Genomic DNA, 14,630 nt, shown 5'->3' on the forward strand with positions numbered 1-14,630 from the left:
TAAGCCTACTGATCAACCAGCCGCGATGTTGCCATAGGGCTAGTAGCGGAAGAGCGAGGTGTTGACCTGCTCCACTTCCTCGTACTGCATCGACGCATGATTCAGGGCCGCAGCAATGCTGCTCAGCGCTTCTTCAATTTGCACATGGGTGGAACGCCATTCAGCAACGATGGACTGGAATGATGCGGCAGCAGAACCCTGCCAAGTGCTCTGTAGTTGGTCTAGATTCATTTGCATCGTCGAAACTTCATGACGTAAACGATCAATGGTGTTCATGACCGCCTGCGATTTGACCTGCATCTCACCGGTATTGGTGGAGAACGTGCTCATGGAATTCATCCTTTCCTTGATGGCTGTATCGGTTAGTCGATGCAACCAAACTAGAAAGGATCCTGCCTGCGCTGTGCGGTAGCGGTGCTGAATGTGGATAAACCTAGCCCTGAAGGTTATGAGCCGGTTGAGTTTTCGTCGTCGATCTCTGGTTCAGGGCGTTCAACTACGGGGACGTACGGCATCGAAATCGACATGGTCGCACCGCCACCAGGAGTATCGGAAAGTGCCACAGAGCCACCATGTTGCTGCACGATCGCGGCAACGATGGCTAGACCTAGTCCCGAGCCTCCAGTTTCGCGCTGGCGGGAGCTGTCGGCACGGTAGAAGCGCTCGAAGATGCGCTTGGCATCATCGGGAGGAATGCCCGGTCCGTGATCTCGTACTTCAACTACGGCATCCATGGCTCCAGCTACCAGCGAGCGGACGCCCACGGCAATCTCAATCGGGGTGCCCTCAGGGGTGTAACGCAGCGCGTTGGTGAGCAGGTTGGCGATGATTTGGCGGATTCGTGCGTCATCGCCCAGCGTGCTAGCCGGGCTGGGGCGCTCAGTAGTTAGACCTACGAGCTTCACCGTTCGATCCGGTGCTCTCACCTTGGTGTCTTCCACCGCATCCTGGCCAAGAACCAGCAAGTCCACCGATTGCTTTTCCATGGGGCGCTGCTCATCAAGTCGGGCCAGCATCAACAGGTCTTCGACCAGTCGGGCCATGCGCTTGGATTCAGCTTCAATGCGGCCCATGGCCGAGTCCATCGCCTCAGGATCAGCCAAGCCACCGTAGCGGTAAAACTCGGAGTAGCCCTGAATTGTCACCAGCGGAGTGCGCAACTCATGAGAGGCGTCCTGAATAAATCGACGCATCTTGCGTTCCGAGGCTTCGCGATCCAGGAAGGCCTTTTCAATTTGCGCCAGCATCGCGTTCAGCGAGCGGGAGAGCCGGCCAACTTCGGTTTCCGACGGGTAGTCCTTCACACGCTGGGAGAGATCACCATCGGCAATCATGGAGGCGGTGCGCTCCACATTAATCAGCGGTCGCAGAGATCTGCCGGTGAGCCCGTAGGCGATCATGGACATCAAGAGGGCTGCAAGCATACCGGTTGAAAGCACCAATACGGCGGTTTGCCGCACCGTGGTGTTCACATGATCCAACGGAAGAGCCAAGAATAGGTTCAGATTGCTGCTCTGTAAGGGCACCATCATGGTGCGCCACCCTGCCGAGTTGCGATAGCTACCGGGCACGGTGGAGGGCACCAGAGGATGTTCTGCAAGCTTCTGGATCTCTTGTGGATCCAGTAGCGGTTGATCGGAGCCGTTGGTCGGTGCAACGCGCGATCGAGGCATCACGTACACCAGCGTGCCATCGGCATCGCGGATGTCGGCATATGAGCTATTCAGGCCCATCAAGGTTGGGTCAAAATCGGAGCTTGTACCGTCTTCGTTCAGCGAATGAACGTAGGCCTTGTTAAGCCCGTAGGCCATCGTGGGCCACGAAGCGTTGAGCTGAACGTCGATTTGCTTGGTCATCGAAATCCTCAGCGTGTGTGCTGAGCTCAGCGCGGTGGCAACGATGGCGAAGACCATCAGCCCGAGCATGACGATGACGAGCTTGGTCCTCATTGAGGTACGGCGCCAATGGGCCCGGATCGACTTCATATGCTGACCTTACAAGCCCTCTTTACTACTCGAAGAATTCCTAGCGACGATCTGGGGTGCGCATCAGGTAGCCCACGCCACGCTTGGTCTGAATCAGTGCAGGCCATTCAGGGCGGTCAACCTTGCGACGCAGGTAGGAAATGTAGGATTCAACGATTGATGCGTCTCCGTTGAAGTCGTACTCCCACACATGATCCAGGATCTGTGACTTGGAGAGCACGCGGTTAGGGTTCATCATCAGGTAGCGCAGCAGCTTGAACTCGGTAGGGGAGAGGTCAATAACCTCACCGGCGCGAGTTACCTCATGTGCGTCGTCATCCAGCTCAAGGTCGGCAACCACGATGGTGGCGCTTTCTTCTTCGCCGTTGGAAGTGCGGCGCAGTACCGCACGGATACGCGCCACCACCTCGTCCAGGCTAAATGGCTTGGTGACATAGTCATCGCCGCCAACGGTCAAGCCGGTGACCTTGTCGCTGGTGTCATCACGAGCGGTGAGGAAAAGAACGGGGAAGTGGCGGCCGGCGGCACGCAGCTTGCGGGTGATGGTGAAACCATCCATGTCTGGAAGCATGACATCAAGAACTGCAAGGTCTGGTTCGTCTGCTTCTACGGCAGCTAGTGCCTCGCGACCATTGGCAGCGGCAACAACCTCGAAGCCAGCGAAGCGCAGCGAAGTGGAGAGAAGTTCGCGGATATTTGGTTCGTCGTCAACTACAAGAAGTTTTGCTTCAGTCGGTTTTGCACTCATGAACTCCAGTTTGCACAAGAAGTCTGGGAGCTAGCTGAGCGAGAGCTGATTCTGTTTTTTAGGTGTTGCGTCGTTTGACGATATTGCCTATGACAACAACGATGCCCAGGATAAAGGCCAGCGGAAGGCCCCATACGGCGAAGGCCATCACTAAAGCGGGGATAGCGATGTTCTGAAAATAAAGAACGAGCGTGCCAATCAATGCGAGAGCCGAAAGTACGGCGATGATGATCGCCAAACGTGAAATGACCGTCATAGTTTTGGGTGTAGTGCTCACAACCTCTAGCTTAGCGTCGTTCAGGCACAGGCAACGCGTAAAGCAATCCCAAAGCGCACAAAGATGAATTGTGCGCGGTAGATGACATAATCTTAGATAAAGGACTTGAAGCGATTTCGTAGGTTGAGTACCCGGCAAGAAGCAAAGAAGAATCCCGGCTGTGACTCCGCGAAATCCTACGAATGAAAATGCATAACGTAGGGCAGAGCTCGGTTATGCAACTTAGCTAAGAACGAACGAGGTAAGTGATCATGCCTAGCGGCAAGGTTAAATGGTACGAAAAGGCCAAGGGCTTCGGTTTTATTACCGCAGAGGATGGCAAAGAGATTTACGTCAACGCGGCCGCGTTGCCTGAAGGCGTTCATGATCTGCGCCCCGGTACTCGTTTGGAGTTCGGTGTGGCTGACGGACGGCGTGGCCCGCAGGCACTGAGCTTGCGGTTGCTCGAACAGGCCCCTTCAGTGGCTCGCGCTAAGCGCAAAAAACCGGAAGCTGAAGCCGTCCTCATTGAGGATCTGATCAAGCTGCTCGACAACGTTTCTAATAGCTTGCACAAGGGGCGTTATCCTGAACAGGCATATGGCAAGAAGGTTGCTACCGTACTTCGTGCGGTAGCCGACGATCTGGACGCATAAATAATGGCCCGTAAACCTAAGTTGGACACCATCCTCGCCGACGCAGTAGAACCTGCTCGTGTCGCGCTGGCAGAGATTGCTAGCGCGTCCGAAATCGGCGAATACCTCGGGGTGACCGCCGAAGGCGAGCGACTTGTCACCCATCGATTTGTCTCCTATAAAAAGGGATATCAGGGATGGACTTGGTTCGCTACTGTCGCCCGGGTTCCACGGGCTAAGGCCAAGGACCTCACGGTATGCGAAGTTGGCATTATTGCCGGTGAGGGTTCTTTGTTAGCCCCAGCCTGGGTTCCATGGGCTGACCGCTTGGCTAAGGAAGAAATTGAAGCGGCCAAGGCAGCAGACGCTGCCGAAGTCGCCGGCGAGTCCGCTGAGCAAGTGCCGGCATCGGATTCCGAGGAGCCATCACAGCCGCAGGCGGACAGCGAATCAGGTGACCAGGAACGCGCTGATCAAGAACCAGCTGATGATGACGCGGAACAGAATGATGACGAGCTTCAGCCGCATAAGTCGCCGGCTCGACGTCAGGTTCGTCGTCGCAGGACCGCGCAACGCACCGCGGCACGCCGTCGCGCTGCCCAGCGCAATCGCACGCGCAAAGACAGCTAACACTTAATAAAAGAAGCGGGAGCTTCGAAGAATTGGTCTAAACCGATCCTTCGAAGCTCCCGCTTCTTTGTCTGCTTCTTAGAGCTGCTCGATGACGTAGTCAATGCACTTAAGCAATGCCGCCACGTCACTTGGCTCAATGGCAACAAAGGTTGCGATGCGCAGCTGGTTGCGACCGAGCTTTCGATAAGGCTCAACGTCAACCACACCGTTGGCGCGCAACGCCTTGGCGATAGCCGAAGCATCTACCGAGTCGTCAAAATCAACGGTGGAAATAACGTTCGAACGGTGTTCAGCCTTGGCCACGTAAAGCGAGGCGATCTCTGATGCCTCGGCCCAAGCCTGTATCAAGCCTGCGGATTCTGCGGTGCGCTGCGCGGCCCACTTCAGTCCACCATTGGAGTTGATCCACTTGATCTGTGCGTCAAGACCAACCAGCGTGGTTAGCGACGGGGTGTTGTACGTCTGGTTCTTCAGCGAGTTATCCAACGCGGTCTTCAGATCCAAGAAGTCTGGGATCCAACGATCGGTGGCTGCGATTTCCTCGATGCGGGCGATGGCCGCAGGGGAGACAAAAGCAAGCCACAGTCCGCCGTCTGAAGCGAAGTTCTTCTGTGGCGCGAAGTAGTAAACGTCGGTTTCGGCTAGGTCTACATCCAGGCCTCCCGCGGCGCTGGTGGCGTCAATGACAACCAATGCGTCCTCATTGGCTCCGGCCACGCGCTTGATCGGCGCTGCTGCACCGGTCGAAGTTTCGTTCTGTGGCCATGCGTAAACGTCAACGTCTGCTTCAGCTACTGGCTCAGGAACGGTGCCTGGCTCGCCAACGATGATTGAGGAAGCTGCCAAGAATGGAGCTTTGTCGGTGGCCTTGGCGAATTTGGAACCAAACTCACCGAAAGACAGGTGCTGTGCTTTGTTACGAACCAAGCTGAAGGTTGCGGCGTCCCAGAATGCGGTCGAACCACCTACGCCGAGAAGAACTTCATAGCCTTCAGGGGCACTAAACATCTCCTTGAGCCCGGTCTGAACCGAAGCTACAAGGTTCTTTACCGGTGCCTGGCGGTGGGAAGTTCCCAACAACTTGGACCCGGCGTCGACGATGGCCTGGACCTGTTCTGCGCGAACCTTGGAGGGTCCGGCACCGAATCGACCATCGGCGGGCAGAAGGTTTTGTGGAATTTGGATGTCCGTGCTCATCGCGCTCCTCTTGTAGCGATAGTTTGAAGTGCCTGATAGGCCACCATTACCCAGAATCGGAATATTGAAGGATGGCCTTGGCGTTTCAATAGATATCTTCGCAAATTGCGGGGGCTCGAGGGAAAAGCGAGACGGTCGGTTACGACATCTGCGCGGCGGGTTACATCCGCACACTGTCTGATAGACCAAGTAGAGTGGGCTATTGACGCCACGTAAAAATCGAGCGAACTTAACTGTTGTGACTTCCAGGAGCGGCTACTGTGTCTGATCTTATCGATACAACTGAGATGTATCTTCGCACCATTCTTGAACTTCAAGAAGAAGAGATCGTGGCTTTGCGTGCCCGAATTGCGGAGCGTCTTGGCCACTCAGGACCAACTGTGTCGCAGACTGTTGCCCGCATGGAGCGCGACGGTTTGGTAGTCGTCTCTACTGATCGTCACCTTGCGCTGACTGATAAAGGTCATGAATTAGCAACGGGCGTGATGCGCAAGCACCGCTTGGCTGAGCGTCTACTTTCGGACATGATCGGCTTGGACTGGGAATACGTCCATGACGAAGCTTGCCGCTGGGAACACGTGATGAGTGAACGTGTTGAACGTCGACTCTACGACCTATTGGGTAAGCCAACTGTCTCCCCGTATGGCAACCCAATTCCAGGTCTTGAAGTACTTGGTGGCCCTAGCGTGGCCGAAATCTCGCATGCCGTTCAGAATTTGGATGACGCATTGCTGGCCGGCAACATCGGCCCGATAGCTATCGAGCGTCTAGCTGAGCCGATCCAAACGGACCCAATTCTGCTCGGACAACTGAATGAAGGCGGAATTCGCCCCGGTGCCATTGTCACTTTGGAACGTGCCGACGACTACGTAGTGGTCCGCGTTCAGGGCATCGAAGGCGCACTCGAGCTTCCAGTTGAAGTCAGCGGACACGTGTTTGTTCGGTCTCAAATTTGATAACGAAATTGTAACTTTAGGCGATGCCCGGTAACGTTTATTAGTGGTGTCGTCAATCTGACGTGCATCATCCGCCTCTGTCGCGACCGCCGAGTGTTGCCCTGCGTCAGAAGAAGGTCACGAATATTTGAGGGCAACAACGGGGGACCCAATATTTTGACGTGCAAACGTCTTGGGGTGAAGTTCTGTAATTTACAGGCCGACGCATTTCTCCATAGTCGAACCCGACAGCTAACTTCGTAGGCGTAACAGTGAGAGGAATGTTTTGGTCGAAACCAAGACTGCGGGACGACGTCGCGCTGCGGGTACCGAGATTGACGTGATTGCAGAGATCACCGCTTCGGCCACCGCGCGGCCCAACGGACGCCGCGCATCACGCGCTGCGACAGCAGCTCCCGCTATCAGCCCGGTTAAGCCGGTGCACGCAGACTTTGTGGGTCGTCGCTTCGACTCCAACCAGCGCTACGGTGTAGCACCCAACCAAAAAGACTTTGCTTCAAAGATCGCCGCGAGCAATGTTGTTTCATTGCCACAGCGCACTGAAACTCAGGCAACGAGCTCGGCTCCAGCTGATGCAGATAGCAACGTAGAGTTCATTGCCAGCGTCAAGACCAAGAGCCGTAAGCCAATTCGTGCCGGCTTCAGCCACAAAATCGCTGCAGTCGCTGCGGTTTCAGGTTTGGCTTTGGCAGTAGTTGCCCCACAGCTTTCGGGCAGCACCGGTGAAGAGGACAAGGCAGTTGCCGCCGAACAGCGCACCGCAACTTCAGCTGTAGTCGACGTCAAGGCTCCTGAGAGCACAACGGAGCTTTCCGTTGAACGCGCTGCACTGTCCTCCGAAGTAAATAAGAAGGTCGCCAGTGAAGAGAAGCTCACTGAGATCATGACTGCTTCGGGTGGCGATGTCACCACGCTCAAGGAAACCGCAGGGTTGCTTGATGCACCAGTAGATAGCCAGCGCATCACTTCGACCTTCGGGCACCGAAAGAATCCAACCGGCGCAGGCTTCATGATTCACAGCGGCACCGATTACGGTGTTGGCAGTGGAACCAAGGTTTACGCCGCAGCAGATGGCGTTGTTGAGGTTGCAGGTTGGGCCGGTCATTCAGGTAACCGAGTCACCCTGGATCACGGCAAGGGCCTGGAAACCGGCTACAGCCACAACAGCAAGGTTTTGGTCAAGGTTGGAGACAAGGTGAAGCGCGGCGATCTCATCGCATTGTCGGGCACTACCGGCAACTCAACCGGGCCTCACGTGCACTTCGAAGTGATCGTTGACGGTCAGTTCAAAGACCCTGCAGGTTGGTTATAACGACGTTCGTCACTATTTCGTGATCAAAACGTGACATTTCAAAAATCATCCTATAGGCTTATATCCGTGCCATGGGGAACCCATGGGCATCTTTGCGTGAGAACCGAGCACTGCCAACACGCAATGAGCAGTTATACACAACTCGTACGGCAGTGGCGGGGGAACCAACATCGGGTCATTAGCTTTGGCTAATAACCCTAGGGGTGAAGTGGAAGAGAAGGAAACTTCAAATCCACCGAGGTAACTCCACTTCGAACCCGACAGCTTACCTCGTAGGTATCAAGGAGAGGCAATATTTTGACCAAGAGTCATGCACATGGACGTCGCCGCGCCGACGTTTCACGCACCAATTCGCTACAGGCGATTTCCCAGGCCGTAGCGTCTAACGCAGGCTCGGTGGGTCGTCAGGCTGCCGTAGTTGCAGCAGCATCCGGTTTGATCGTAACCCTGGGTGTTCCAGGCCAGGCATCCGCACCACGCGACGTTTCGGCTTCGCCGGTTGACACTATCAACCCAGAGCGCGTTGCAGTCAAGTCGGTCAGCGTTGCTGCCGACAAGGACGCTTCAGTAAGCATTAAGCGTGCAAGCTTCACTGCAGAAGAGAAGCCAGAGCCAGTTGTTATCGCAGTTGCTGATGACATCGAGCCAACCACCCGCACCAACGAGTCGTCGACTGCTGCTAAGCCAGCAAAGACCACCGTTGCAAGCGCTTCCTCGACTTCTTCCGATTCTTCGGATTCGTTCGCTCCAACGACTCGTCAGAGCCGTAGCACCGGAACCGCAAAGGCAGCAACCGCTGCTCCAAAGGCTGAGGCGAAGACCGAAGCTAAGGCAAAGACCGAAACCAAGGCTGAGACCTCGGTACAGTCTGCTGGCCTGTCCGGCATCGCTGGCACCGCAGCCAAGTACGCTGGCGTTCCATACGTCTGGGGCGGCAACACCCCAAGCGGTTGGGATTGCTCGGGCTTCGTAAAGTATGTTTACGCACAGAACGGCATCAACATCGCTCGCGGAACCTCGGCCATCCTTGGCTCGGGGCAGTTCAAGCGCACCAGCAGCCCTAAGCCTGGCGACTTGGTATTCCAGAACGGTGGCGGCCACGTAGGTATCTACCTCGGCGGTGGCAAGATGATCGGTGCACAGAACCCAAGTGTTGGTACTTTGGTTCACGATGTATCGCGCAACCCACTGTACGGTTACTACACCCTAGCTGGCTAAATTCAGCTTTACGACGGCCATCGGACGATTCAATCGTCCGGTGGCCTTTGCTAGTTTAAATAGAGTGAACGTAGAACATCAAAAAAGTGAAAAACGATTGATTTCTTCTTCAGATACTCCCAAATCGCCTAAATCTTCGCATAGGCTAGCCGTAGAGACACTCCGATAAGGGCGCGAGCTCCATCAATGCCAGATGGTAGCAATCGGTTCAAGAAGGAAGTACGACACATGCGAACACTGGTATTAAACGCAGGATACGAACCCTTAGCGGTCGTGACTTTTAGACGAGCCCTAGTAATGGTTATGGCTGACAAAGCCACCATTGTTCTCCAGGACGACGATTCTCCAGTTCGCAGTTCCCACGGACAGTTACCCAGACCCACGGTCATTGTTCTCAAACGCTATGTAAGACGCCCCTACCGCGACATGCTTCATGTCACGCGTAGGGGTGTTCTGCGTCGGGACGCCTTTACCTGCGCTTATTGCGGTAAGTCTGCGAACACTATCGATCACGTGATCCCCAGAAGTAGGGGAGGGAAGAATACTTGGGAGAATCTTGTGGCAGCTTGTCTGCTGTGCAATAGTCGCAAGGCCGACAAGATGCTTTCGCAACTTGGCTGGCAGCTTCGCACCACACCACACCGACCACGTATGGGAGGACACCTAGTCTCTGGGCTGCAACATATTGATGCAGCGTGGGATGAGTTCCTTCAAGCCAGCTAAACGGTCAGCTAAAGGCCCGTTTTGGGTTGCCGGGACGAATAGGTTATCCGGCGGCGTTGGCAATGGCGTGGGGCAATACGAATTCACGTAGCAGTGGAGCGATGTCCTCGCGAAGCAAAGCGTCTTTTGGTGCGATCCAGAGAAGTTCTTCAAGCTCTGCTAGGGGTACGAGCTTGCCGTCGTAGTGCGCTGAAAATAGCGAGGCGCGGATGGAAGTGTCGTCTTCATTGGCGGCCGCTCCAATCCATTCACCGTCGAACTTGAGTTCGTCGGGCATGAAGGAGATTCCAAGTTCCTCGCGGATTTCTCGAATGACAGTTTGTAACGGGGATTCCCCGATTTCAGGTTTTCCGCCCGGTTGCATGAACTTGATAGTGCCACGTTTGCGCACGAGGAGAATTTCTCCTTGGTTGTTGATTAAACATGCCGCTGAGATCGTCAAATTTTTCTTCACTAAAACACAATATCGCGTGAATCCATACGTTAATGGTGGTAACGTGCTTAATTGGATCTCCAACGTTTTTAGTTGTAACTCATAGCGGTCAAATTACTCGCAGTATACAGACCACGTGCTATTTGTTACCGGGATCGCTGGAACAGAAAGATCGATCCATCTACTTTACAGAACAATGGAGTAAAAATGCGACGGGGTACAAATCTAGGCCGCCTGGGTGACTTTAACCAGGCTGTCATTCTCGAGTCGATTCGACGTGCACCTGATGGCATCAGCCGCGTGGAACTGGCAGGTTCAACTGGCCTTTCGCCACAGACCATTTCAAATGTCGTTCGCCGTTTGCTGGATGACGGAATTGTCCGAGAAGACCGCACGATTGTATCCGGCCCAGGTAAGCCTCGCACCGTTTTGGAGCTTGAAGGCAACCGCTTGGTTTCCATTGGTATCCACCTTGATCCTAGCGTTCTCAGCTTCGTTGCGATGAACCTTCGTGGTGAAGTATTGCGCGAGCGTCGCATCGAAGTTCCTAACTTGGAGGTCGCTAACGAGACGATCCAGCTGATGGCCACCACCGTCAAGGAACTTATCGCTGAAATTCGCATTCCAAAGAAGCACATCGTTGGCGTGGGCATCGCAGTTCCAGGTCCAGTCAACGTTGAAGAGGGTATCGTTCTGAACCCACCACTGCTTGATGGTTGGGCTGATGTTGAGCTGGTCAACCCGCTGCGTAAGCTCTTGCGCTTGCAGGTCATCATCGAAAAGGACACCATCGCCTCCGCCGTTGGCGAGCTGTGGCAGTCCAAGGAAGAAAAGAACAACGACTTCGTATTTGTTTACTGCGGTCACGGCTTCGGTGCCGGCCTAGTGCTCAATAACGATGTTCACCACGGCGCAAGCAACAACGCTGGCGAAATCGGACACTACTCCACCGGGCACAAGTCGATCATTTGTGAAGAATGCGGTGCTGACGACTGCCTCGCAGCAGGTACCTCGTACGAGTACATTTCTGCCCAGGCCAAGGAACGTGGCCTGGAGCTTCCTACCTACGAAATCGTAGGCCCGGAACAGCGTGCAGAGGGTATGAACCGACTCTACGAACTGGCTCATGAAGGCAACAAGGTAGCCAAGGAATTGGTTACCGGATCCATGACCATGGTCGCTGAAGTTGCAGGTCAGCTAGCCAACTCGTTGGACGTCCGCGAAATCATCTTCGGCGGTCCACAGTGGGGCAAGGTTCGCGAGCTGGTAGAAAACGATGTTCGAGAATCAGTTGAACGCCGATTCGCTCTGCGCGGTGTTCACGAAATCGAAACTCGCACCTCCGAACTTGGCGCCAATGTAGGAGCCATCGGTGGCGCCTGCGTAGTCATGGATGCTTCGCTTTCGCCAAAGGCGACCGCACTCCTGCTTCGCTAGTCTCAAACTTTATTCTCAGCTAAGGGCACGTTCATCATGAACGTGCCCTTAGCTGTTGCCGTGATACGAAAAGAGCCTTGCTACCAGCAATATTGCGGTAGCAAAGCTCTTTATCTTGTGCCCCTGAGCGGAATTGAACCGCTGGCCTACCCTTTAGGAGTCGGTAATAAAATCCTTATAAACACTGCTATTCACGGTAGGCAACCCCGCCGAAAACACACGCTATTTCCGGTTACCCGCTCACCATACCTTGCTCAGCTCGGCGTTTAGCCTTGACGCGCTATCGTGCAAATCGTCATCAAACAGACCGGCGTAAGTGTCAAGGGTGAGCGTCGCGCTTGAGTGCCCTGCAATGCGCTGGACAACCTTAATGTTGGCGCCAGCTTTCACGGCCAAGCTCACAGCCGTATGCCTCAAATCATGGAACGTCATCTGCGGGAATGTCGGATCAACCTCACGCGCCAACGTCAAAGCACCCGGCACAACTTCGCCACTCGTGCGCACACGATCCTTAAGCACACTCTTAGAAAACGAGTTGTGTCGAATCACGCCACCACCAACACGCCAAGACCAGACACGTTCATCCGGCGAGCGCCCTTCAACTTCCTTCGCCAACATCTCAGCCACCAACTCAGGTAGCGGTACGTTTCGATCTTCGCCCGTCTTAGTTTCCTTCAGATGAATCGCGCCCCGGTCATCAGTGTTGGCCTTGTTCACATTGATCATGGACTTCTCTCCAAGGCTAAGGTCTGAAATGGTCAAGGCTGTAAGCTCACCAAACCTTAGGCCACCTAACCCGGCGGTCAAGACCATTGATTCATACCCTTCGCAGCAAGATGCCAAGATGCGCAGTTGCCTCATCGACAGGTACACCTTAGGTTTCTTACGCTCAGGGCCTGGGCGGTATCTCACACGTCCAGCAAGATCAAGGGCAGGGTTAGAAGGTATGTAGCCTTCAGCAACCGCATGATCCATGAATGATCTAAAAATTCCAGACGTCTCACGCTTGAGGTAAGCGCTCGCCGGTTCATCCTTAGACGCGTACCTAAGGCCACGAATCCACGAAGCAACATCCTCATGTCGAATGTCAACTAAACGAGTGTCGCCCCATCTTGGTTGAATATAGAGATTGAAGCAGTTGCGATACTTCGTAAGTGTCTTGAAGCTCGCAGGATGATTATTCCCCTTAACGCCATCCTTGATCACGACGTAAAGGAAGGTGCCATCTTCAGGCATACCACCATGAGAGTTCTCGCCCCACAGCTCCGACGCGGTCACACCTACCGGCCTTGAAACTCTTTCGCCACGATCCTTTGCCCGGCGTACTTCAGATTCAAACTTCAGCGCGTCATCTTTAAGATCGAAAGACTTTTCACGGCTTCGACCGTTCTCGTCACGATAGCGAATCGTCCACTTTCGTATGTCCTTACGCTTCTCTTTAGGGACTTTCTCCCAGTTGTTTCTAATCGACATGACCCCATGATCCCACACGGGCACACATAACAGGGTAGGCCAAGGAATTCTTCAGCAAACACTAGAAGCCGTAGAATCCATTCTAAGAGCCTAGAATAGTCTCAGATAAGCAATCATCCACACAATAACTACAGGACGCTTAGAGAGGCGCACAAGGGCTTACAAGAGGTAGTCCGCATCTGCGACCCTCAGGCATTGACCAAAGACTCTTGATTAGATTCTTGATCATTTCGAATCAGCAGCTCAAGCCGTGACTCCGAAAAATCTTTGATCAAATCCTCTGGTGACTCAAATGGGTATACACAAGGTTTATAATGATCCTATGGGGGTAAGGGGGCAAAGAGACGTTAACACTTAAACGTTCTTAAACACTTTAACGTATACCTAAGTGTTCTTAATAACTTCTTAAACACCTTAAGAGTGTTAACGACTTAAACGTATACTCAAGTATTCCTAATAACTTCTTAAAAACCTTAAGAGCTTTAACGTACGTAGACACCCTTAAGGGTTTCCAGTACCAAAAGGATTTCGTAAAGGATTCTTAGGATTCCCTAAAAGTATTCTAAGGATTCCAATAAGATTCTTAGAGGTATTCTTTACAAACCCTAAAAGGCTTTAACGTACGTATACGGATGCTAGGTATCTTCTGTTGGTACTGGCATCTGTTGGTACTGGTCTTGGCTTCTCTTCAGCCCTTGCTCTTCAGGTACTGGTCTTGGTCAAATCCTGTGGTGACTCAAACGCCCCGAAGAGTCGATACAATGGTTACGAGCCATCAGGTTCAACCCATACGAAACGCTTGAGCGCTTCAATAACAATTATCAATTCTGCTTCAGAGTTTCTTCCAGCACAGGAGGAACACTTGGACACCACAGAATTTCTGTCACGGTCAGAAGCTGCCGAATACCTCGGCCTCTCACCGCAGACGCTTGCCAACAATCGGCATACAGGCCCTGCCTATCACAAATTATTTGGCGCTGTACGCTACTCAAAAACAGACCTTGAGTCATGGGCACGTCAGCAACGTGTGACCCCTTCACGAAGCCCTGAGCGTCGTAACGGCCTCCACCTTCTGCGAGCGCCAGCATCCAAACGAGCGGCTTAGCAAGGTTCGTTAGAGACTTCCCCTCACCACAGTATTAGTGCTAGAGCAAAGACATTTCGTCTTCTCGATCATGGGGAATCGTAGCCAGGTTTAAACAACCGGGAACCCGCATTCTTAGCTACGATTCCCCAACCCCTTTTTATTTACCTAAAGAGTTGCATTCAATTGCGTTACTCCCCATCAGCCTCCATCAGCCTCCATCACCCTAAGGAACGCCCTTGCCAGCCCTACACGGTGAGCAGCACTACCGCGCCAAGCTCACAGACAAGACCGTCCACTTGATCAGGAAGACCTACAGCCCCGGTCAAATCGGCTACGCACAACTAGCCGAACGCCACGGTGTAAGCCAGTCCACCATCTCCCGAATCATCACGGGCGCCACATGGAAACACCTCCAGGAGAAGAAGTGAGTCAGCCACCTACAGGACGCACCACTAAGACATGTCCAAGATGTAAAGAAGTCAAACGAGTAAACGAATTCGGTATCAACCGAACGAGAGGCGACGGTCTTCAATCCCA

16 protein-coding genes and 2 riboswitches are annotated in these 14,630 nt (G+C 53.7%); of the genes, 9 read left to right on the forward strand and 7 right to left on the reverse strand.

Translation table 11 applies throughout. The features are described 5' to 3' along the window. Positions 1-39 precede the first annotated feature (39 nt). The 4 genes from ACT3RW_RS02840 to ACT3RW_RS02855 form a co-directional block, all read right to left on the reverse strand. Entirely contained in the window at positions 40-330 is a 291-nt protein-coding gene (locus ACT3RW_RS02840) for a WXG100 family type VII secretion target (protein ID WP_444612746.1), read from the reverse strand. A gap of 116 nt (positions 331-446) precedes the next feature. Further along, entirely contained in the window at positions 447-1,949 is a 1,503-nt protein-coding gene (locus ACT3RW_RS02845) for an ATP-binding protein (RefSeq protein WP_444612747.1), read from the reverse strand. Between the two features lie 76 nt (positions 1,950-2,025). Then, positions 2,026-2,733 carry a response regulator transcription factor gene (locus ACT3RW_RS02850; protein WP_262198406.1) on the reverse strand — a complete coding sequence of 236 codons (708 nt, stop codon included), beginning with the start codon at positions 2,731-2,733 and terminating at the stop codon, positions 2,026-2,028. Positions 2,734-2,791: 58 nt separating this feature from the next. Then, the gene (locus ACT3RW_RS02855; protein WP_444612748.1) at positions 2,792-3,010 is read right to left on the reverse strand and encodes a hypothetical protein; all 219 of its coding nucleotides are present in this window, start codon (positions 3,008-3,010) and stop codon (positions 2,792-2,794) included. A gap of 251 nt (positions 3,011-3,261) precedes the next feature. Here ACT3RW_RS02855 and ACT3RW_RS02860 point away from each other — a divergent pair, with 251 nt between their 5' ends. Further along, complete coding sequence (locus ACT3RW_RS02860; RefSeq protein WP_131090330.1) at positions 3,262-3,645, forward strand: cold-shock protein; 384 nt, start codon at positions 3,262-3,264, stop codon at positions 3,643-3,645. Positions 3,646-3,648: 3 nt separating this feature from the next. Next, complete coding sequence (locus tag ACT3RW_RS02865) at positions 3,649-4,254, forward strand: DUF3027 domain-containing protein (protein WP_444612749.1); 606 nt, start codon at positions 3,649-3,651, stop codon at positions 4,252-4,254. Positions 4,255-4,332: 78 nt separating this feature from the next. On the opposite strand, the gene serC is transcribed toward ACT3RW_RS02865, so the two are convergent. Further along, positions 4,333-5,454 carry a phosphoserine transaminase gene (gene serC, locus ACT3RW_RS02870; RefSeq protein WP_131090328.1) on the reverse strand — a complete coding sequence of 374 codons (1,122 nt, stop codon included), beginning with the start codon at positions 5,452-5,454 and terminating at the stop codon, positions 4,333-4,335. A 260-nt stretch (positions 5,455-5,714) separates the two neighbouring features. Between serC and ACT3RW_RS02875 the strand changes: the two genes are divergently transcribed. The 4 genes from ACT3RW_RS02875 (at position 5,715) to ACT3RW_RS02890 (ending at position 9,663) form a co-directional block, all read left to right on the forward strand. After that, entirely contained in the window at positions 5,715-6,410 is a 696-nt protein-coding gene (locus ACT3RW_RS02875; protein WP_131090327.1) for a metal-dependent transcriptional regulator, read from the forward strand. 108 nt (positions 6,411-6,518) lie between these two features. Further along, positions 6,519-6,671, forward strand: a riboswitch (cyclic di-AMP (ydaO/yuaA leader). Positions 6,672-6,675: 4 nt separating this feature from the next. Further along, a complete protein-coding gene (locus ACT3RW_RS02880; protein ID WP_444612750.1) occupies positions 6,676-7,722 on the forward strand; it encodes a M23 family metallopeptidase in 1,047 nt (348 codons plus the stop codon). Positions 7,723-7,846: 124 nt separating this feature from the next. Then, positions 7,847-8,016: riboswitch (cyclic di-AMP (ydaO/yuaA leader) on the forward strand. A 3-nt stretch (positions 8,017-8,019) separates the two neighbouring features. Next, a complete protein-coding gene (locus tag ACT3RW_RS02885; RefSeq protein WP_262198397.1) occupies positions 8,020-8,940 on the forward strand; it encodes a C40 family peptidase in 921 nt (306 codons plus the stop codon). A gap of 228 nt (positions 8,941-9,168) precedes the next feature. Beyond that, positions 9,169-9,663, forward strand: a complete 495-nt coding sequence (locus ACT3RW_RS02890; RefSeq protein WP_131090325.1) for an HNH endonuclease — start codon at positions 9,169-9,171, stop codon at positions 9,661-9,663. A gap of 43 nt (positions 9,664-9,706) precedes the next feature. On the opposite strand, the gene ACT3RW_RS02895 is transcribed toward ACT3RW_RS02890, so the two are convergent. Beyond that, positions 9,707-10,117, reverse strand: a complete 411-nt coding sequence (locus ACT3RW_RS02895) for an NUDIX hydrolase (protein ID WP_444612751.1) — start codon at positions 10,115-10,117, stop codon at positions 9,707-9,709. Positions 10,118-10,303: 186 nt separating this feature from the next. Here ACT3RW_RS02895 and ACT3RW_RS02900 point away from each other — a divergent pair, with 186 nt between their 5' ends. Further along, a complete protein-coding gene (locus ACT3RW_RS02900; RefSeq protein WP_262198393.1) occupies positions 10,304-11,533 on the forward strand; it encodes an ROK family transcriptional regulator in 1,230 nt (409 codons plus the stop codon). A 240-nt stretch (positions 11,534-11,773) separates the two neighbouring features. Here the strand turns inward: ACT3RW_RS02900 and ACT3RW_RS02905 are convergent, their stop codons facing one another. Beyond that, entirely contained in the window at positions 11,774-13,024 is a 1,251-nt protein-coding gene (locus ACT3RW_RS02905) for a tyrosine-type recombinase/integrase (RefSeq protein WP_444612752.1), read from the reverse strand. A gap of 844 nt (positions 13,025-13,868) precedes the next feature. Here ACT3RW_RS02905 and ACT3RW_RS02910 point away from each other — a divergent pair. Together ACT3RW_RS02910 and ACT3RW_RS02915 are read left to right on the forward strand one after the other, a co-directional pair. Then, positions 13,869-14,111 carry a helix-turn-helix domain-containing protein gene (locus ACT3RW_RS02910; protein ID WP_444612753.1) on the forward strand — a complete coding sequence of 81 codons (243 nt, stop codon included), beginning with the start codon at positions 13,869-13,871 and terminating at the stop codon, positions 14,109-14,111. Between the two features lie 218 nt (positions 14,112-14,329). Next, positions 14,330-14,521, forward strand: a complete 192-nt coding sequence (locus ACT3RW_RS02915) for a hypothetical protein (protein WP_444612754.1) — start codon at positions 14,330-14,332, stop codon at positions 14,519-14,521. Positions 14,522-14,630: the final 109 nt, after the last annotated feature.

The organism is Glutamicibacter sp. AOP5-A2-18, from assembly GCF_052446055.1.
Lineage (GTDB): Bacteria > Actinomycetota > Actinomycetes > Actinomycetales > Micrococcaceae > Glutamicibacter.

What these genes read in the sequence shown, in the direction of transcription:
- ACT3RW_RS02840 (WP_444612746.1), bottom strand. Translation starts at nt 330, where the DNA reads ATGAGCACGTTCTCCACCAATACCGGTGAGATGCAGGTCAAATCGCAG.
- ACT3RW_RS02845 (WP_444612747.1), bottom strand. Translation starts at nt 1,949, where the DNA reads ATGAGGACCAAGCTCGTCATCGTCATGCTCGGGCTGATGGTCTTCGCC.
- ACT3RW_RS02850 (WP_262198406.1), bottom strand. Translation starts at nt 2,733, where the DNA reads ATGAGTGCAAAACCGACTGAAGCAAAACTTCTTGTAGTTGACGACGAA.
- ACT3RW_RS02860 (WP_131090330.1), top strand. Translation starts at nt 3,262, where the DNA reads ATGCCTAGCGGCAAGGTTAAATGGTACGAAAAGGCCAAGGGCTTCGGT.
- ACT3RW_RS02865 (WP_444612749.1), top strand. Translation starts at nt 3,649, where the DNA reads ATGGCCCGTAAACCTAAGTTGGACACCATCCTCGCCGACGCAGTAGAA.
- serC (WP_131090328.1), bottom strand. Translation starts at nt 5,454, where the DNA reads ATGAGCACGGACATCCAAATTCCACAAAACCTTCTGCCCGCCGATGGT.
- ACT3RW_RS02890 (WP_131090325.1), top strand. Translation starts at nt 9,169, where the DNA reads ATGCGAACACTGGTATTAAACGCAGGATACGAACCCTTAGCGGTCGTG.
- ACT3RW_RS02900 (WP_262198393.1), top strand. Translation starts at nt 10,304, where the DNA reads ATGCGACGGGGTACAAATCTAGGCCGCCTGGGTGACTTTAACCAGGCT.